The 19,313-nt window shown below is 54.2% G+C and carries 16 protein-coding genes; 5 read left to right on the forward strand and 11 right to left on the reverse strand.

Annotation, left to right across the window (positions count from 1 at the left end; all coding sequences use genetic code 11):
* Positions 1 to 139 precede the first annotated feature (139 nt).
* Complete coding sequence (locus IPM31_01725; GenBank protein MBK9005689.1) at positions 140 to 2,119, forward strand: formate--tetrahydrofolate ligase; 1,980 nt, start codon at positions 140 to 142, stop codon at positions 2,117 to 2,119.
* A 65-nt stretch (positions 2,120 to 2,184) separates the two neighbouring features.
* On the opposite strand, the gene IPM31_01730 is transcribed toward IPM31_01725, so the two are convergent.
* Complete coding sequence (locus tag IPM31_01730; GenBank protein ID MBK9005690.1) at positions 2,185 to 3,753, reverse strand: hypothetical protein; 1,569 nt, start codon at positions 3,751 to 3,753, stop codon at positions 2,185 to 2,187.
* A gap of 21 nt (positions 3,754 to 3,774) precedes the next feature.
* Between IPM31_01730 and gatA the strand changes: the two genes are divergently transcribed.
* Positions 3,775 to 5,169, forward strand: a complete 1,395-nt coding sequence (gatA, locus tag IPM31_01735) for an Asp-tRNA(Asn)/Glu-tRNA(Gln) amidotransferase subunit GatA (protein ID MBK9005691.1) — start codon at positions 3,775 to 3,777, stop codon at positions 5,167 to 5,169.
* 65 nt (positions 5,170 to 5,234) lie between these two features.
* On the opposite strand, the gene IPM31_01740 is transcribed toward gatA, so the two are convergent.
* The 10 genes from IPM31_01740 to tgt form a co-directional block, all read right to left on the reverse strand.
* Positions 5,235 to 5,816, reverse strand: a complete 582-nt coding sequence (locus IPM31_01740; GenBank protein ID MBK9005692.1) for a hypothetical protein — start codon at positions 5,814 to 5,816, stop codon at positions 5,235 to 5,237.
* A 291-nt stretch (positions 5,817 to 6,107) separates the two neighbouring features.
* Complete coding sequence (locus IPM31_01745) at positions 6,108 to 7,715, reverse strand: SUMF1/EgtB/PvdO family nonheme iron enzyme (GenBank protein MBK9005693.1); 1,608 nt, start codon at positions 7,713 to 7,715, stop codon at positions 6,108 to 6,110.
* Between the two features lie 134 nt (positions 7,716 to 7,849).
* Entirely contained in the window at positions 7,850 to 8,488 is a 639-nt protein-coding gene (locus tag IPM31_01750) for a methyltransferase domain-containing protein (protein ID MBK9005694.1), read from the reverse strand.
* A gap of 17 nt (positions 8,489 to 8,505) precedes the next feature.
* Positions 8,506 to 9,588 (reverse strand): sulfatase-like hydrolase/transferase, encoded by a 1,083-nt coding sequence (locus IPM31_01755; protein MBK9005695.1) that lies wholly within the window; start codon positions 9,586 to 9,588, stop codon positions 8,506 to 8,508.
* 541 nt (positions 9,589 to 10,129) lie between these two features.
* Complete coding sequence (locus IPM31_01760; GenBank protein ID MBK9005696.1) at positions 10,130 to 12,082, reverse strand: acetoacetate--CoA ligase; 1,953 nt, start codon at positions 12,080 to 12,082, stop codon at positions 10,130 to 10,132.
* A 27-nt stretch (positions 12,083 to 12,109) separates the two neighbouring features.
* Positions 12,110 to 12,622, reverse strand: coding sequence for a hypothetical protein (locus IPM31_01765; GenBank protein MBK9005697.1), 513 nt, complete (start codon positions 12,620 to 12,622; stop codon positions 12,110 to 12,112).
* A 350-nt stretch (positions 12,623 to 12,972) separates the two neighbouring features.
* Positions 12,973 to 14,079 carry a M20 family metallopeptidase gene (locus IPM31_01770; GenBank protein ID MBK9005698.1) on the reverse strand — a complete coding sequence of 369 codons (1,107 nt, stop codon included), beginning with the start codon at positions 14,077 to 14,079 and terminating at the stop codon, positions 12,973 to 12,975.
* A 55-nt stretch (positions 14,080 to 14,134) separates the two neighbouring features.
* Entirely contained in the window at positions 14,135 to 14,965 is an 831-nt protein-coding gene (gene uppP / locus IPM31_01775) for an undecaprenyl-diphosphatase UppP (protein ID MBK9005699.1), read from the reverse strand.
* Positions 14,966 to 14,967: 2 nt separating this feature from the next.
* The gene (locus tag IPM31_01780) at positions 14,968 to 15,192 is read right to left on the reverse strand and encodes a hypothetical protein (GenBank protein MBK9005700.1); all 225 of its coding nucleotides are present in this window, start codon (positions 15,190 to 15,192) and stop codon (positions 14,968 to 14,970) included.
* Positions 15,185 to 16,309, reverse strand: a complete 1,125-nt coding sequence (gene tgt / locus IPM31_01785; GenBank protein MBK9005701.1) for a tRNA guanosine(34) transglycosylase Tgt — start codon at positions 16,307 to 16,309, stop codon at positions 15,185 to 15,187. The genes IPM31_01780 and tgt overlap by 8 nt, the downstream gene beginning before the upstream one ends.
* A gap of 614 nt (positions 16,310 to 16,923) precedes the next feature.
* Between tgt and IPM31_01790 the strand changes: the two genes are divergently transcribed.
* The 3 genes from IPM31_01790 (at position 16,924) to IPM31_01800 (ending at position 19,297) form a co-directional block, all read left to right on the forward strand.
* Positions 16,924 to 17,151 carry a hypothetical protein gene (locus IPM31_01790; GenBank protein ID MBK9005702.1) on the forward strand — a complete coding sequence of 76 codons (228 nt, stop codon included), beginning with the start codon at positions 16,924 to 16,926 and terminating at the stop codon, positions 17,149 to 17,151.
* On the forward strand, positions 17,141 to 17,530 hold the full coding sequence (locus tag IPM31_01795; GenBank protein MBK9005703.1) for a type II toxin-antitoxin system VapC family toxin: 390 nt from the start codon (positions 17,141 to 17,143) through the stop codon (positions 17,528 to 17,530). Before IPM31_01790 ends, IPM31_01795 begins: the two co-directional genes overlap by 11 nt.
* Positions 17,531 to 17,674: 144 nt before the next feature.
* Entirely contained in the window at positions 17,675 to 19,297 is a 1,623-nt protein-coding gene (locus tag IPM31_01800; GenBank protein MBK9005704.1) for a GMC family oxidoreductase, read from the forward strand.
* Positions 19,298 to 19,313 lie beyond the last annotated feature (16 nt).

Consider the following 19,313-nt stretch of genomic DNA (forward strand, 5'->3'; position numbering starts at 1 on the left):
ATATCCAAAAGGACTTACGCAGGTGCGCAGTTGCAGGGCGGTGGCAGCAACTGCCGCCACTTGTAAGTCCTGCAAAGTCGTTTTTAGCGCAAAGTCAGGCGACTCAAGTCGCCACTACAAATAATTCAGAGGAGACACCATGGCAACAAAAACCAGCAAGGGGAAGAAATCTGTGAAGAAACTCGTTCGGAAGGTCAAAGCGGCGAAGAAAGCGCCAGCATTCAAGCCAACCAAATTGAAATTGCTACGACCGGTCCCTTCCAATATCGAGATCGCGCAGGCGGCAACGGTCAAGCCGATTCTACAAATAGCGAAAGAGTTGGGAATCCGCGAGAACGAACTGGAGTTATACGGTCCCTACAAAGCCAAGATCAAACTCGAAATTCTCGAGCGCCTCAAGGACAAACCCAACGGCAAATATGTGGTCGTGACCGCCATCACGCCGACCCCGCTTGGCGAAGGCAAAAGCACCACCACCGTAGGCTTGTCGCAAGCGCTGGGCGCGCACCTCGGCAGAAAATCGGTTGCCGCCATCCGCCAGCCCTCACAGGGACCGATCTTCGGGATCAAAGGCGGCGCGGCTGGCGGCGGATATTCGCAGGTTATCCCGATGGAAGATTTCAACCTGCATCTCACCGGCGACAACCACGCCATCACCGCCGCGCACAACCTGGTCGCCGCCGCGCTGGATGTGCGCGTGATGCACGAAAAACAACAAGACGGCGAAAAGATGTTCAACGCGCTCTGCCCGATGGACAAAAAAGGCAACCGCAAATTCTCGCCCACCATGTTGCGCCGCGTGAAAAAACTCGGCATCAACAAAACCAATCCCAATGACCTCACGCCCGAAGAACGGAGTCGCTTCGCGCGGCTCGACATCGACGAAGCCACCATCACCTGGCGGCGCGTGCTGGATACCAACGACCGCTTCCTGCGCGAAATTCAAGTGGGACTTGGCAAAGACGAAGCGGGATACGAACACCGCTCCGGCTACGACATTACGGTTGCTTCAGAGATCATGGCGATCCTCGCGCTGACGACGAGCGTCAAAGATATGCGCGAACGCTTCGGCAAGATGGTTGTCGCCACGAACAAGAACGGCGAAGCCGTGACGGTGGAAGACCTCGGCGTGGCGGGCGCGGTCACCGTGTTGATGAAGGACGCGATCAAGCCGAACCTGATGCAGACTCTCGAAGGCAACCCCGCCACGGTTCACGCCGGACCGTTTGCCAACATCGCCCATGGCAACAGTTCCATCCTCGCCGATAAGATCGCGCTCAAACTCGTCGGCAAGGACGGTTTTGTCTGCACCGAAGCCGGCTTCGGCGCGGATATCGGCATGGAAAAATTCTTCAACATCAAATGCCGTTACTCCGGTTTGATCCCGCATGTGGTGGTGATGGTTACCACCGTCCGCGCGTTGAAAATGCACGGTGGCGGACCGAAAGTGGTGGCGGGTAAACCTCTCCCAACGGAATACACCGACGAGAATCTCGAACTGCTTCGCGCGGGCTTGCCTAACCTGGAACGTCACATCGAGAACGCGCGCAAGTTCGGCGTGAATGTGGTCGTGGCGGTCAACTCGTTCGCCACCGACACCAAAAACGAAGTGGAACTCATCCGCGATGCCGCGCTGAAGATGGGCGCCAGCGACGCGGTCGTTTCGACTCACTGGGCAGACGGCGGCGCGGGCGCGAAGAAATTGGCGGAAGCGGTGGTGAAAGCGGCGGAGATGCCGAGCAAGTTCCATTTCCTGTATCCGCTGGAGAACAACATCAAGAGCAAAATCGAAGATATCGCCGTCAAGCTCTACCGCGCCGATGGCGTGGACTACACCCCCGAAGCCGAAGAACAGATCGCGCGTTACACCCGCCTCGGGTTCGATCAACTTCCCATCTGCATGGCGAAGACGCATCTCTCGTTCACAACGGACGCCAGCAAGAAAGGCGCGCCGACGGGATTCCGCATCACAGTGCGCGAGATCCGCGCAAGCGTGGGCGCGGGATTCCTCTATCCCATCCTCGGCGATATGCGCACGATGCCGGGCTTGCCCACCCGTCCCGCCTTCTTCGATGTGGATTTGGATTTGAAGACCGGTAAAGTAGTGGGATTGTTCTAAAAACTCAGCCACAGAGCGCGCAGAGACTCTGAGAAAAAACTCAAAGAACTCTGTGCTCTCTGTGGCTATTTCTTTAGCGCCACCTTATAGATCTCCCCTTCTTCGATCTTGACAACCAACTCAAGGTCTGCGATCTCTGCCAGCAGTTTCGGGGGGACGGCATTGCGATAAATGCTGTTCGGCAGAATCCAGATGATGTAGCCGGGCTTATCGTGGGGCCAGCCTGAATAATTTTGCTTGATCTCATCCAATTCCATCGTGAACGAACGCGGCATGATCGGCGACTCGCGCCTCGTGAAAAACCAGACGCCGTCGGTATAGTTGCTGTACAACGTCGCATCGGGATTTTCTATTGCAATCCTTTGCATCGCTTTGATGATCGGATTCTCGTGAAAGGCGCGGTTGTTGTAAACGTTGTATCCGCTCGCCTCGCCGTTTTGCATTGAGGCGGAAACATATTTCACCAAACTCCAGGCGGGGTAAACTGCCAGCCAGAGGAAGAAAACCGCCGCGCCGAGTTTTTGGAGCGTGAGTTGATTCCATTTCAGATGAGGGAGAATCAGTGAATCAAAAGTAACGAACAACATCACCAGCACAAGCGAGAGTAAGCCGACATAATAGCGATCCGAGAAAAGATCAACGTGGTCCTCGGTGGTGACGGAGTACATCAGCCCGAGGATTGTCCAAGCGAAGAACGCCCACGAGACGAACGGGATCGGTTGCATCATCGTCCACGCAAAAGTTTTCCAATTCTCTTTTTTGTTGAGCAACAAAAGAATTACTGCGATTATGCCGACCACGATCCATGGATTGTCGAAGAGCGGTTGAAGCGCTGGATGATTCGGAATGAACCAGTGCAGAATCTTCGCCAGCGACAGGCGCAGGTTTTCGAGCGGATTCACGATGGAGCCGCTCACGCCCCAGAAGGAGTTATATTTGCCGATGTTGTGAAATCCAATCCACGCGGCGATGGGAATGAGGGATAGAACGCCAAACAGAAACGATTCGCGGATGCCGCGCCAGATGTCCCTGCGGTGGGCGAAGAGGATGAAACAGCCCCCCGCCGCGATGAGACTCGCCCCAAGATAACGTTGAAGAGGGGCAAGAGCCGACATGGCGATCATCCACCACAACGCGCGGCGCGAACGAGTCTGCAAATAGTCCGCGCTGGCGAAGAGGAAGATCATCGAAAAGGTGACGAAGAGCGGCTCGGAGGAAATGTTCGCGTGGATGCGAATCGCCATGTCCGAAGTGAGGATGAAGAGCGCACCGAGAAATTGACGGAGCGGTTTATCGGGGAAGGCGTAATAGACCAACGCGCCGTTGAGAAAAATATTTGCGGCGAACGTGATGATGTTGAGCCAGCTCGCTGCGAAAAGCACATCGAGACCCGTGAGGCGACTCACGCCCGCAATTTCAAGCGGATACAACGGGGGCCACCACAAAAGCGGACGCCCGGTGTGATCGAAGAAGCCTTTGCCGTCCAACAGGTTTTGAGAGATCGATAAATATTTCGTAGCGTCTGCCGACACGCCAGGACCGTACCTCGACATAACCAGCGCGGCGATCAACGCGCCCGTCAGCGAAATGGCGAGCAAAAGCCACAAGTACTTTTTATCCATTGAATACGGCATGTTTTCATTATAATGGAGGGCATGACCCCGCTCCCCGCGCAAACCATCGAAGAAGCCCTTGAGTTGATGCAGGATAAAAAACTCACCGCGTCAGACCTCGCTTCTGCCTGCCTCGGCAATATCAAGCGACTCAACCTCAAACTGAACGCGTTCATCACCGTGCAGGATTCGTTCGCGCGCAGTGTGGCAAGCACGATGATCCCCGCCTCAACTCCCCGCGCCACCTACGCGGACGTTCTGCGCGGCATCCCCATCGCCGTCAAGGATCTATTCGACACGGCGGGGATACGCACCACAGCCGGCTCGAAATTTTTCGCAGATCACATCCCCGATGAGGACGCCTTTGTGGTGGAGAAACTCAACTCTGCCGGCGCGTTCATCATCGGCAAGACCAACACGCACGAGATCGCGCTCGGCGTAACCGGGAACAATCCCCATTTCGGCACAGCCCGCAACCCGCGCGATCTCACCCGCATCCCCGGCGGCTCCTCGAGCGGGTCAGCCATCGCGGTGGCGACCGGCATGGCGCTCGGCGCGCTCGGCACCGACACCGGCGGCTCGATCCGCATCCCGGCTTCGCTATGCGGCGTGGTCGGGTTCAAACCCACGTATGGGCGCGTCAGCCTGCGCGGCGTGTTCCCCCTCTCGTGGAATCTCGACCACGTTGGTCCGCTGACTCGAAGCGTGAAAGATGCGGCGCTGTTGTTGCAGGCTATCTCGTCGTATGACGCGTTCGACCCCGCCTCGATCAAAATGTTGAACGGCGATTATCTCGGTCATCTGACAGATGATATGGCGGGCAGGCGCATCGCGTTCGCTGTGGGCGACTATTTTGCAAGCGCGGACGCGGACGTGTTGCAAGCCGCGCGCGATGCGGCAAACGTATTTGAGGGCATGGGGTGCATCGTCGAAGAGATCGGCATGGATTGGTTGCGCGACGCCGCATCTGCCAATAAGACCATGACGCAAGCCGATGGCGCGGCGGCGCACCGCGATCGCTTGAAGGAACATCCCGAATGGTTCGGCGAGGATGTGCGCCGCCGGTTGCAAGAGGGCGCGAAGACCACCTCCACCGAATACGCGTTGGCGAGGCGGACTCAAGCCGAAATGAAGAAACGATTCGAGTTGTTCTTCGAAGCGCACGATTTGCTGATCCTGCCGACCACGCCCATCCCCGCGCCGACCATCGAAGGTCACGACGCGGTGGAGCAAGCCGCGCGGCTGACGCGCTTCACCGCGCCGTTCAACCTCACGGGTCTGCCTGCGCTCTCCATCCCATGCGGATTCACTTCCAGCGGACTACCCCTCGGCTTGCAGATCGTCTCGCGCGCCTGGGGCGACGCGAAAGTTTTGAACGCCGGGTACGCCTTCGAGCAGGCGACGGAATGGGGCGAAAAATCTCGTAGTATGGTCTAACAAAAACCGCCCCGGCGAATTTTGCCGGGGCGGTTCTCAACGTCATAAAATCCTGCAAACCTTTTCTAGCAATCAGGATAATAATAGGCGTCACCCGATTGGGGAGGCATTGATACGCCACAATGCACCCACGTTTCCGGGCTGTTCGGCAAAAACTCAAAATCGTAGTCCTCATTCCAATACATGTTATGGTAATCTTCGATCACATCGCCATATTGCGCCGGGACATCCTGGCAGTAGTCTCCAATGTGCTGCCAGTACGTGAAATTTAAAGCCCAATCGAATACGTTATAACAATATGTAGTGGGTCTCGTGAACGGCGCGACATAGGTCCAGAAAGTCGAACCGCCAAACATGACAGTCACATTGCCTTGCGCGTTTCTCGAAGCGGTACAGCGGACGGTTTCATCATCCAATTGCCGGCAATCCAGCCCGTAATCTTCCCCGCCTTGCACATGCGCGGAACCTTTCAAGTGCGCCCCGGAAAACTCGCCGGACACCTTGAAGAGGAATACGGTCCCGTTCATGCCCGCAGTCGCGCTGAGCAGGGTCAAAGCGGAGCCTGCCGAAGGCGCCGCCAAAACATTGCCGGTGACCATTGTCAACATCGAAAGCGCGAGACAAATAACAAACAACTTCTTCTTCATAATTAACTCCTTTTGGGTTTATCGCTCAACCTTGTTGAGCGTGATATGCAATCATGACGCTCGACTCAACAATCGAATACATAGAAAGCCACCTCTTTGCCAAGTTGTAAGGCTGGTTCAGAATGGTATGATTTCCCCATGCCGCTCGAAACGAAACCCCGCTTCTACCTCCCCGAATTGGACAGGTTGCGATTTATCGCGCCAACTTCCCGTCAGTTTACAGGTCGTCGCGCGCGATCAACATCATGTACTCCGATCTTGTATAAGCCCTGACCCAATTCGCAGCAGAGATCACGGGGGACATTGCGTTGACGAGCGAACACAAGCGCAAAGTTTCTCACACCAAAGAAAATTTCCACAATTATCTGTTGGCGGCGCGCAAACGGTGGGAACATCAGGAATATCTCCCCCACCACCCGGCTTCCTCGTCGGAATGATGCAATTCGGGATGCCCACATTCTGCACCACCGACACAACTCCCTGCGCGGGGTATGGCACGCAGACATTTTGACCGGGGAGATAATACGTACCTACCGGGCATTGCGGAAGCGGAACACTGCCATCCTGCCCCGGTTGAGCCGAGCAACATTGACTGTTCGGGTCATAGTTATAACCCGGCAAACACTGTCCTGGCCAGCCTTGTGAAACGCATTGATTTCCCTGTTGCTGGAACCCTAGCGGGCACGCCGGACTGCCCGGCAAAGATTGCTGGCAATCGGCTTTAATCGAAATGGTCGTCGGCGAAAGACAACTGTATTGACCGGGATTGCCGGTGGGCGAACAAGTCCCCGCATCCACCGCCGCTCCCGGGGGACCGGTAAAACTCACATTCGCCGAGCCAGCCTGATTCACACAGATCGGCACAACTTGAATCGCTACCGTGGGGCAGGTCTCTGAAGGCGCGCCTCCGCCGCCAGGCGAGCCGGGCGCGGCGTCCTGTCCGTACACCAACGCGGCGGCGCACATCGGCGCAAAATACATCGGGTCTTCCACCACACAGCGGAAGCCGAGATCGTTGCGTTGCTCCACCGGGGCAAGCGAGAGGCGCCGCGCCGATTCGGATTCGTACGCGGGGGAGTTGAATCCGCTGGAGCGCACAGACCGACGGAGGGCAAGATCGGGACCCAGCGGGTCGTCCAGCGGCGAATTGTTGTAATAGTTGGCATCGTACCAATCCGCCACCCATTCATACACATTACCCGCCATATCGAAGGCTTCGTAATAACTCTGCCCCGCAGGGTGATCGATCACTTTCGATGTTTCGTATTCACACGTGCCATAGTTCACCAGATCGCACTGCGGCGTCGCGTCGCCCCACGGATAAATGTTCCCATCCGGTCCGCGCGCGGCTTTTTCCCATTCGGCTTCGGTCGGCAAACGCCCATTCACGAACGAACAATACTCCGAGGCTTGCTGATAATTCACGCCCGTCACCGGATGATTCGCCCGCACCGGGTCGCCATAGCCGCCGTTCTTATCGACATTTGGCGGCGAGCATTTGCCCAACAAAACACACAGCGCATATTGCGAATTCGTGACCTTCGAACGATATAACCAAAAATCGCTGACATTGACTTCATGCTCAGGGTTATCGTCCCCGCCATGCCCCATGGTGAACGGACCGCCCGGCACCGCCACGAGCGTGCTCCCATCCACATACAGGAATTTCGATCCCACTTCCATCGGAGGACCGGAAAGGTCGACCGGCGCCTGCGTGATCGTCTGCGGCTGTGTCGGCTGGATCGGGACTTCCGTCAAGACAGGCGGTTCAGTCCCGACGGGAGGCTGGATCGCGCTCCCCGGCTCGCTCGTCGCCTGAGGCATCGCCCCCAAATTGCATGCGGACATGAGGAACGCGCCGATAAAAAATATCGAGACGATACTATTCAACTTCTTCATGGAGAAAATTCCTTGCGAGAGTCTGAAGTTCACAATGATGTAATTATACAAGCCGCCCTGAAACCTGAACCCTTACAAATGGGTGATGAAGTTTTCGCCACATTCGATCAGCGCGCAACCCTGAGGGCGACAACTCACCGCCGGTACAACGCCATCTCCCACACGAACAACCTGCGCGTGGATATTCTTTTCAACCCCTCTTTATTCAGCAACGCCTCCATCTCCGCTACGGGATGCACAAATACGCGAAATGGGTCTCTGCGAATCCGCTGAATCAAATTTGCCGCTTTCACCACCACTTTCGACAACCACGTCTCGCGCGGATAGGTGAGAGCGATTGCTTGACGACTCTTCGACGAAGCCGCTTTCAACAACTCACGAAAGTTCGGGTAACAACACACCACACGATCCAGCGTGACCACATCCACCTGCGGAAGTTCATCCGCCACATCCGTAAAATCGGCATGGATGAATTTCACCTGCGCCTCATGCCCCAGCCGCTTTGCCTCCTCCGTCGCCACCATGAGATACGCCGACGACGCGTCCACATGCGTTGCCTCTCGCGCCACATCGTTGAGCAACTCGTGGTGAATCGCCCCGATCCCCCCGCCGATATCCAACAGCGCGGCATCCTTCAACCCCAATGAACGCACCGCTTCGAGGATTAATCGGGTTTGTTTGGCGGGACCACGGCGGCGATAATCTCTGAGATTCGCTTTGGCTGACGCCTCAGTGAAGGTGTTGTTTTCAATTTCACAGCAATTACAGGGCATAAGACCTCCGCTCAAGATCAAGGAGAATGAAACTCGATCAGCCGTAAACTTCCATCAAAAAACCATCGTCCACCCGCCGCATCAAAAGCGGGCGAAAATAACGACGGCGCATAAGGATATACTCTGAATTTGTCTGGCACATCCATTAGGTCCAACAATGTCGGCATAATGTTGCTGTGACTCGCCAGAAAATTCTCGTCAGAGGATGCGGGCAGGTTGCGCCCCAGCATGAGGAGCGGGATAGTCGCCTCCATTGGCGTGTCATTGCAATGCAACCAACTTACGCCGTTTTCGAATAGCGTCTGCCCGTGATCGGATGTATACAGGATCGTCGTATCCGTAAGGATTTGAGGATCTGCCAACAGCCGCTCAAAGAACGCGTTCACATTGTACATCACGCCGTTATCATACGGGTTGGTCACCAACTCGGGTTGGCTGGTGTACTCGCCGGGGACTGGACCCCAGAGTTCGAAACCCGCAGGGTACGAGTTTTCATATAAAAAATGGACGCCGCGTTTGTTCAACACAATAAAATTCCCTGTATCGTTCATCGTTCGCTCCACGATCCAGTCTGCCGCGCGAAAATCACTTTGAATATCATCGCCCAGGTCTTTCGCTTTGATCCATACATCGATATATTCAAGATCGTCCGGGGTCAGCCCATTCCAAAAGGTGTTCGTTTGGGCATCCATGTAAACCGTTTCATATCCCATTGCCTTCGCGTATTGGAATACAGTGGGATGCGTTTCCACCATCCCAAATTCATCCACTCCAGGACGAACCCCGGTCAAGATCAAGGCATTGGAAGGGTAACTGCACGTCGCGCCTGCCACAGCCAGTCCCCAATTCCGAATTGAATCGCTGTGGCGAAGCAATTCATCCAGAACGGGCGTTGTCGCGCGGGCGTATCCATTAACGCTGAGGTGGTCGCCGCGGATGCTTTCATCGATCACCAAAACAATGTTGTTTTGCGGCGCAACGGATTGTTGAAAGCCGACATCTGCCCGCGCAGACGGTCGGAGCTCATTAAAAATAAAACGCGGTATCGTCTGGTAAAACGAGGAGACGGATGTTCCTAAACTGAGCGACTTGCCTGTCAATGTATATGAAAAACAAAGCGCCGCCAGAAATAGAAATAAGCTCCAAGCTCTACGCCCGTTGTGGGTTGTCCTCTCTTTTTCCCAAAAAACAAATAATACAATAACAAATCCTGCAACAGGGAAAATGAACCGCCAGTCAAAATACAATGCCCCTGCCCCCGTCCATGTGCTATAGGGTGTCGAGAAAGCGATATGTAAGTCTACATCTGACATGAACCGTTTTACAGCCTTCCAGAATCCATATTCGACGAGAGACGAAACAGTAAGTAAAATTACTGGAATAATCTGAATGTTGCGGGGAAGTTTTAACGATACCCAAGTGAACCAAAAGAAGATCCCAAGCGATGCGATACCAGACAAAACCGCGACCAACTTCTCGTCGAACGGACGCAAGGTCATGGTAAGTTGAAAAAAGCGGAACTGCTGAAAGTCAAACAGGGTTTCTTCGAAACTATATAAGAACGTCACAAACAAAAGCGCGCCCGTGAACGCTCGGTTGGAAAACACCCTCTTGAAACGCGAAAAATTTCCCGCCATAGTATTACAACTGTTCCGTTATCTTCTCGTAAAACTCCAACGACCCCGGATTGATCAACGCATCCCGATTGCTCACCGCCCGCCCGTTCAAAATATTCGTCACCGCGCTTTCAACTTTCTTCATGTTCAACGTGTACGGAATCTCCGGTGTTTCGAGAATCACCGCAGGGACGTGCCTCGGTGAGGCATTCTCTCGCAACGTCCTTTTGATTTTGTCTTTCAACTCATCCGTGAGCAAAAATCCCGCCGCGAGTTTGACGAACAGGATCACGCGCTGGTCGTCCTGATAGTTCTGTCCCACCGCGAGGCTGTCTGCAATTTCGGGCAGGTTCTCCATCTGCGCATAAATCTCCGCTGTGCCGATGCGCACGCCTGAAGGTTTCAACACCGCATCCGAGCGCCCGTAGAACGTCACGCCGCCGGTGTCTTTGTGGATCAACACATAATCACCGTGACGCCACACACCGGGATACACATCGAAGTACGCCTTGTGATATTTCGAGCCGTCAGGGTCATTCCAAAAATACAACGGCATCGAAGGCGCAGGCGCTTCACAGACCAACTCGCCCTGCTCATCGAAAATCGGCTGTCCCTTTTCATTATAGGACTTTATCTTCATCCCCAACGCCGCGCTCTGCAACTCCCCCGCATACACAGGGACAATGGGACTCCCCGCCGCGAAACAGCCGTTGATGTCCGTGCCGCCCGCGATGGAATTGAAGTGCAAGTCTGCTTTGATCTCTTTGTACACGTATTCAAACCCATCCGCGGAGAGCGGCGAACCCGTCTGCGAGATTTCGCGCAGGGACGATAGATCAAAACTCGCGCGCGGAGAGATGCCTTCTTTTTTCAAGAAGTGGATATAACTGGCGCTGCACCCGAAGATGGAAATTTTCTCATCTTGAATCAACTTCCACATCGCGCCCGCGTCGGGGAAGTTCGGGTTGCCGTCATAAAGAACAATCGTCGCGCCGACCGCCAGCGAACTGACCAGCCAATTCCACATCATCCAACTACACGATGTGATGTAGAAAATCTTGTCGCTTCGTTTGAGGTCGGTATGCAAGATCAATTCCTTGAGGTGATTGATCAGCACTCCGCCCGCCGACTGCACAAGGCACTTCGGCTTGCCCGTCGTCCCCGACGAGAACATGATGTAGTGCGGATGATCGAACGGCAACTGCTCAAACTGGATTTCAAGATTTTTCTCTTTCGCAAGAAAATCTTCATAATGAACCGAATTGGGGATTTGAGAAATATCAGGCTTCTCGCGCGTGTACGAAACGACGATCACTTTTTTCAACGATGAGATTCCCCGCGCCACCTCCGCCGCGTGAGCCAGCGTATCGAACGCCTTGCCTTTGTAGAAATATCCATCCGCGGTGATCATCACCTTTGGCGCGACTTGTCCCAGCCGTTCAACCGCCGCGCCGGGACCGATGTCGGTGGCGCACGAAGCCCACGTGGCGCCGAGGCTTGCCGCCGCCAACATGCAAACGACCGTCTCGATCAGATTCGGCATGTATCCCACCACCCGATCACCCACATCAACGCCCGACTCTTTCAACGAATGCGCCAGCCGCGCCACCGAGTCATATAACTCGGCATACGTCATCCGCTTCGAGGTTTGCGTCTCGCCGATGAAAACGAATGCCGCATGATCGTCACGATAGCGCAGAAGGTTTTCGGCGAAGTTCAACTTCGCGCCGGGGAACCACTTTGCGCCCGGGAAGACGGATAAATCCGTCACTACGGAGTCGAATCGCTTTGAGGCTTTGATCTCGGCTAAGTCCCATACTTCCGCCCAAAAGTCAGCGAGATTTTCCACCGACCACTGATATAAATCCGAATACGAAGCGAGATTCAACCTCCGCCGCGCATTGACCGCGTCCATGAAGCGCGTGATGTTCGTGTCTCGTTTACGTTGTTCGGTGGGAATCCATAATGGAGTTCGCATGTTCATCTCCTCCCCGTCATTATATGACTATTTTTGCAGACAGCCGATGAGTTGATTGACAGCGCCCTGCGGTTCGGATTTCGTCAACGCCAGCACGGGGACTTCCGCAACTGAATACACTTCGCGCATATCACCCGCCACCCATTGTCGTGGCAGGATTCCAACGGCATTTGATTCACTATTCAGCACATCAGACATCTGTTGCGGATTGACTGCCACAAACGCGGACGACGAAACGCTTCTTCCCTCCATTACAAGTTGGTCGAACACCTTCTGCACATCCGCCTCTGACGCATACACCCACACCTGCGCGGATGGGTCGCCAAGTCCCATGAACAACGCGCGCGCCTCGTCGAGAGTCAAATTTTGGAGCGGGCTTTGACGATCTGTCACGATCAATATTTCCTCTTCGTCAATCTGATACGCAAACGAAGATAAAAATTCTGGCTCACCAATTTGCAACGCGATGTCGGCGGAGTTGGGATCGTCCACGCGGACGAGGGTGGCAACCGAATCCGCGCAGGCATAGAGATCGCTCAACCACGGCTCGGCGGCGAAGGTCGAATAGACGGAGACAACTTGAGGCGGGGTCTGAGGCGGGTTCGTCGAGCAGGAAAATAAAAGGAAAGAGAAAAGCGCCGCCCTGAGCTTGTCGAAGGGAAGAAAGAAAAAAAACGTGGGGCGGATTGCGCGAAGCGATCTGCCCGTTCGGTCTGCAGGATACTTGTTCTTTTCACAATTAGTCGAACAATAAATCGAACCACTGAGACACGGAAGCGCTGAGAAAAACCAATTAAAAAAACTCCGTGACTCAGTGTCTCCGTGGTTCAAAACAGAGCGCAACGATTGCTCGGTTAAGTTCTTAATATGCAACCATCCCGCGCCGCGATTCACCACTTCTCGATCAACTCCGCGATCAACTTTGTTTTTTGTTCAAGGCTGTCTGCAAAAATAAATTCGCGCTCCGAGTGATAGCCCTCGCCCACCGCGCCCATGCCGTCGAGCAAGGGAATGCCGAGCGGCGCGACAAAATTTCCATCCGACGCGCCGCCTGTGCCGCCCGCCATGAGTTCCATGCCGATTCGCGCCGCGATAGTTTTCGCTTTTTCAAACGTGGATTTCATCCGCTCATCGAACGGCATCGGCGGACGATTCAAATCGCCAACGACCTCAATAGATGTTCCATCGAGAACGGGTTTGAGTTTTTGCATTTCCGATTCGAGTCGCTCCCACTCGCCCGCCTGCATCACGCGCACATCCACTTCGATGCGCGCTTCCTCTGGCACAACATTCGACACCGTGCCTCCGCGCATCACGCCGACATTCACCGTTGTTTGTTTTTCATAATCGGTCAGTTTTTGAATCGCGATCACTTGATGCGACATCTCTTCGATGGCGTTGCGTCCCGCCTGATGATCGCCGCCCGCATGCGCCGCGCGTCCGTGAACCGTGACCGAAAATCCGCCCGTGCCTTTGCGCCATGTTTTCAGCGAGCCGTCGAGCAACGCGCCTTCCATCACCAACACCAGCGCGGACTCTTTCGCCAGCGACTCAATTAATTCGCGCGATGTGTGACTGCCGATCTCTTCATCGGATGTGCATAACAACGTGACCGAACGCTTCAACCCCGACCTTTGAGCTGACTCGACTGCGGCAAGCGCGATGGCAATCCCAGCCTTCATATCCAGCGTGCCAGGACCGAAAATTTTCCCGTCCTCTTCGCGGTAGGGAGTTTTTTGAATCGTGCCGATGGGGAAGACGGTGTCCATGTGGCAGAGAATTAAAATTGAAGGTTGAGGGTCAAAGGTCGAAGGTCGGGCTGGCGAGAACCGAGCTAAGACATGATCGCCAGTTTCCTTGTTGGAGATGACTTCAACCTGCCCGCCCAATTTGCGCGCTTCTTCAGCGACAATGACTCCGACGCGGTCAACGGCGGATTTATCGTGCGACGGAGATTCGGTTTCGACGAGGGTCTTTAGGAGTTGCGTTAGTTTCATGGTTTCATAGTTCCATAGTCAATAAAGTTATCAGTGAACAGTGATCAGTTTGGCTTCAGGAAAATATCAGAACGACGGTACCCACAACTGCGCAATAAACGGCAAACACATACAGTGACCGTTTGCTCAAGTAATCAATCAGCCATTTGATCGCGAACCAGCCGACAATTGCCGCAGTGACGAATCCAACCGCGAGCAGGGGGAGGAATCCGCTGAGGTAGGGCATGTTCATCACATCCAACATTTCATATCCGCCCGCCGCGAGCATGACGGGAACTGACATCAAAAAGGCAAACCGCGCCGCAGACGGGCGGTCGAGTCCGCGAAACATGCCGCCTGAAATCGTTGTTCCACTACGCGAGGCGCCGGGGAAGACGGCGATAATTTGGAACAAGCCGATCACCAGAGCATCGAGCCACGTCATTGATTCGAGATTTCGATTCTTCTTAGTCAACAATTCAGCCAGCGTGAGTAGAATCGCGGCAGAGAATAATCGAATGGAGGCTTGAAGCATAGGTTGTTGGAACAACGCTTCGACTGCGTCTTTGAGCAAGTAGCCAGCGAGTAACGCAGGGATGGTGGCGATAAGTATGTACCAGCCAAGTAAAGATTCAGGTTTCAAGTTCCAAGTTTCACGCGGCTTGGTCAGCATGGAACGTGAAACTTGGAACGTGGAACTCACGATAGTGAGCAAATCCTTCCAGTAAAACGCAAAAAGGGACACGAGCGTTCCGAGTTGGACGATTACGAGGAACGAGAACATCGCGCCATCGGCGGGGATGCCCAAGAGTTTTTGCCCGATCAATAAATGCGCAGTGGACGAAACGGGAATGAATTCGGTCAGTCCCTGAATAATGCCGAGGAGGAAGGCATGGAGGAGGGTCATTTTTATTCTTCAATACCATCAACTGCAATTGCTTGATTACAGACCTTGCATTCAATTGTTATGCCGATCATTTTTATTTTGCCTCGTTGATAGTGACCAACCTGAATTATCAATTTTCTCCCACAGACAGGGCATGGATAAGTCTGTTCTGAGGTAAATTCGGCGGGCTTTTTCATGAGTTTGTCAGCAATTTTGAAAATTGCATCATCCCATAATCCGTTATTCATGGATTTTTTTACGCTCTGCATTCCCCTGCCATTGACTCAACAACTCAGGCACCCGCGACTCGAACGAACCATCCGCGATGTAGACCCGCATCTGCTCCATCAATCGAATCAATGCGCGCAAATTGTGAATGGAGATCAATGTTCCAGCAAGCAATTCTTTTGCCACGATCAAGTGGCGGATGTAAGCCCGCGTAAAAGTTTTGCAGGCGTAGCAATCGCAAGTCTCGTCAATTGGCTTTTCATCACGCGCAAACGTCGCGTTCATCAAGTTGAGGCGACCTTCAGGCGCAAAAGCGGAGTGGTGACGGGCTAAGCGAGTCGGCAGAACGCAATCGAAGATGTCAATGCCGCGAGCCACGCCGTTGATCAAATCTTCGGGCGTGCCGACTCCCATCAGGTAGCGCGGCTTGTTTTCGGGCAGAAGAGGAACAACCACGTCGAGCGTGTCGTGCATCTCTTGTTTGGTCTCGCCGACGGAGAGTCCGCCGATGGCGATGCCGGGGGTGCCGAGCGAAGCAATGAAGTTGGCAGACTCAGCCCGAAGGTCAGCTTGAACGCCGCCTTGCACGATCCCGAATAATGCCTGGTCGCGCCGCGTCTGCGCTTTGAGAGAACGTTCCGCCCAGCGATGAGTCCTGTGCATGGCGAGTTTGGAGTAGGCGTGGTCATTGGGGTCGGAACATTCGTCGAATGCCATGATGATGTCCGCGCCGAGATTTTCTTGAATCGCAACGGATTTTTCAGGCGTGAAGCGATGCGTCGAACCGTCAATGTGACTCTTGAAGGTCACGCCGTCGTCGTCGATCTTGCGAGTCTGCGCGAGCGAGAACACTTGAAAGCCGCCCGAGTCGGTGAGCATGGGACGTCCCCACTGCATGAACTTGTGCAAGCCGCCCATGTCGCGCACGAGTTCGTCGCCGGGACGCAGGTAGAGATGATAGGTGTTGCTCAGCACGAGCGAGGCGTTGATGTCCTTGAGATGCTCAGGTGTGAGGGTTTTTACAGTGGCTTGCGTGCCGACGGGCGCGAAGACAGGCGTGAGGAGGTCGCCGTGCGGCGTGGAGAAAATCCCCGCGCGCGCGCGATTGTTTTTGGAGGTGATTTGGAAGGAGAACATCGGGCATGATTATAACGGGTGACCGAATAACGATGAGTGATAAAATCCTAAACACAGCAACTCCTGCCCAGTCGAATTTGTTCTATAGCGCGTAAGCGAGAAGCGACCCGTCAACTTTGAGGGGTAATTGGCGATTGGTAATTGGAGATTAGAGAAATGTACGACGGCTGTGCGGCGGCGATCCAATACGCGGTGGAACATCCTGAGATTTTGATTCCGTTTGGGAGCGATTATCACGGGGCGCAGAGTCATATCTACGTGCCAGCGGATGTTTGTCCGTTTCGATAAAATAGAATCGGCTCTACCGTTTTTAACGGGAAACCATTTTTCAAACACAAAGGACACGACGGTCACAAAGGAAAAACACAAGGCATCTAGGCTCTTTTCTCCCTTTGTGTACTTTGTGTCCTTCGTGGTGAGGCTCTTTGCCGTTGATTACGGGACACCCATAGAATCCAAAAGACCTGACATGTCTTGTCTACGCGATGGTCAACCATAACTTTCGCGCGGACATGGGTCATGATTTATTAACTCCTCGCGGAGACATGTCAGGTCTGGCAATTCAGGCTTGGAAAGCAGTGCTATAATCGCTTCATTGGAAAAGGCAGGTAGAAATGGCTATGCCCGTTCTCAATCAAATCGTCGAGCAAGTCAAAGCGCTTCCTGACAACTTACAACACCAAGTGCTGACATTCGTCCGTTCTTTGCGAACCGTCGCGGGGCGTGGCACGCATGGTTCTTTGTTGATGCAATTTGCGGGCGGGATCTCCATGGACGATGTCCGCACGATGCGCGAGGCAATCGAAGAAGATTGCGAGCGGGTGGACGGGGATGAGTGGTAGTTTTCTGCTTGATCCCAGTGTACTGATCGAACTATTCGCGCAGGATGGGAATGTATTAACTCGACTCGAAAAAGCAGATAGCACGTTTATTCCAAGCATTGCCTTGGGGGAATTGCATTACGGGGCAAGAAAATCATCTCGTGTTGAAAAGAACCTCGAGCAACTCGAGAAACTCGCCTCCCAAACCGCGATTCTTCCCTGCGATGCCGAGACATCGTATTGGTACGGCATTGTCAAAAACGAACTAAGAAAAACAGGACAACCCATCCCCGAAAACGATATTTGGATCGCGGCGATTGCACTACAACACGGGCTCACATTGGCAACGCGCGACAAGCATTTCATGGTTGTTGAAAATTTAGTTTCCGAAATGTGGTAACCCTTCGTCGAGAAGGGCTTTAGTTCATTGATTTAAGCAGAAGTTCGCCTTTCCTCTTTCTTCTTTCCTCATTTCAATACCACTCAACATTTGCCTTCACCCTTCATCCTTCATAATTCATCCTTCATAATTCATCCTTCCAAAATGATCTACGATTTCATCATCATCGGCTCAGGCTTCGGGGGAAGCGTTTCCGCCATGCGGCTCACCGAAAAAGGATATTCCGTTCTCGTTCTCGAAAAAGGCAAACGCTACGACGATAAAGATTTCGCCAAAACCAACTGGCAGTTCTGGAAATATCTCTGGCTCCCCGCCCTCCGCGCGCATGGCATTTTGCAGGTCAGCATTCTCAAAGGCGCGATGATCCTGCACGGCGCGGGCGTCGGCGGCGGAAGTTTGGGATACGCCAACGTGCTCGAAGTTCCCAGCAACGAGACGTTCGCAACCGCCGCGTGGAATCAAAATGTGAAATGGGGCGACATGCTCCTTCCGCACTACGAGACGGCAAAGAAGATGCTCGGCGTGGCGCGCAATCCCAAACTCTGGAAAGCGGATGAAGTCCTCAAACAAATTGCGGATGAACGCGGCATGGGACACACCTTCCGCGCGACGGATGTCGGTTCATTCTTCGGGGAGGCTGGGGTCACCGTCCCCGATCCTTTTTTCGGCGGCGACGGACCCGCCCGCGCAGGCTGTATCCATTGCGGCGGTTGCATGGTGGGATGTCGTCACAACGCGAAGAATACGCTCCCGAAAAATTATTTGTACTTCGCAGAGAAGAACGGCGCGGAGGTGCGGGCGGAGGTTGAAGTCATTGACGTGCGACCTTTGACCTTTGACAACATCAAGTCACAGGTCGCAAGTCAAAGGTCTGATGCTCGTTACGAAATCATCTATCAACCCTCCACCTCCCCATTCAAACGCAAACAAACAGTTTTTGCCAAGAATGTCATCTTCTCCGCTGGCGTGATGGGGACGATGAAATTGTTATTGAACCTGCGAGACGTGAAAAAGTCACTGCCGAATCTTTCGCCGCGACTCGGCGACATGGTGCGCACAAACTCCGAAGCCTTGCTCGGCTCGATTGCCCGCACATCAGACGTGGATTTTTCGCAAGGCGTTTCGATCTCCTCCATCATGAACGCGGACGAGGTGACTCGCGTCGAACCTGTCCGCTACCCAAACGGCTCGTCGCTGATGCGTTTCCTCGGCGCGCCGCTCGTCTCCGATGTGACGAATGTCCCCGCCCGCCTCGTCCGTTCGCTCGCGTGGATTCTCCGCCACCCCATTGACTACCTCCGCGCGATGGTCTTCCCCAACTGGGCGAGCAAAGTGACCATCCTGCTCGTCATGCAACACGTGGACAATCACATGAAATTCCGCATCGGGCGCAGTCCGCTCACGCTCTTCCGCCGCGGCTTGGTCGCCCAACCCGACGCCGATCACCAAATCCACGCGCGGGTGGACGCGGGTCACGATGTGACGCGTGAATTTGCAAAGCGAATTAACGGCGCAGCGCTCGGCTCCATCACCGAGAACGCGTTCAACCTCCCCACCACCGCGCACATCCTCGGCGGCGCGCCGATGGGACAAAACGCCGAAGAAAGCGTTGTGAACGAAAACTTCCAAGTCCACAACTACGAAGGCATGTACATCATAGACGGCTCGATCATGCCCGCCAACCCTGGCGTCAACCCGTCGCTGACGATCACCGCGCTGGCGGAATATGCGATGAGTCGGATTCAGAGTAAACAAGTAAACAGGTAGACATGGAAACACGTAA

It is taken from the genome of Candidatus Defluviilinea gracilis (assembly GCA_016716235.1).
GTDB lineage: Bacteria > Chloroflexota > Anaerolineae > Anaerolineales > Villigracilaceae > Defluviilinea > Defluviilinea gracilis.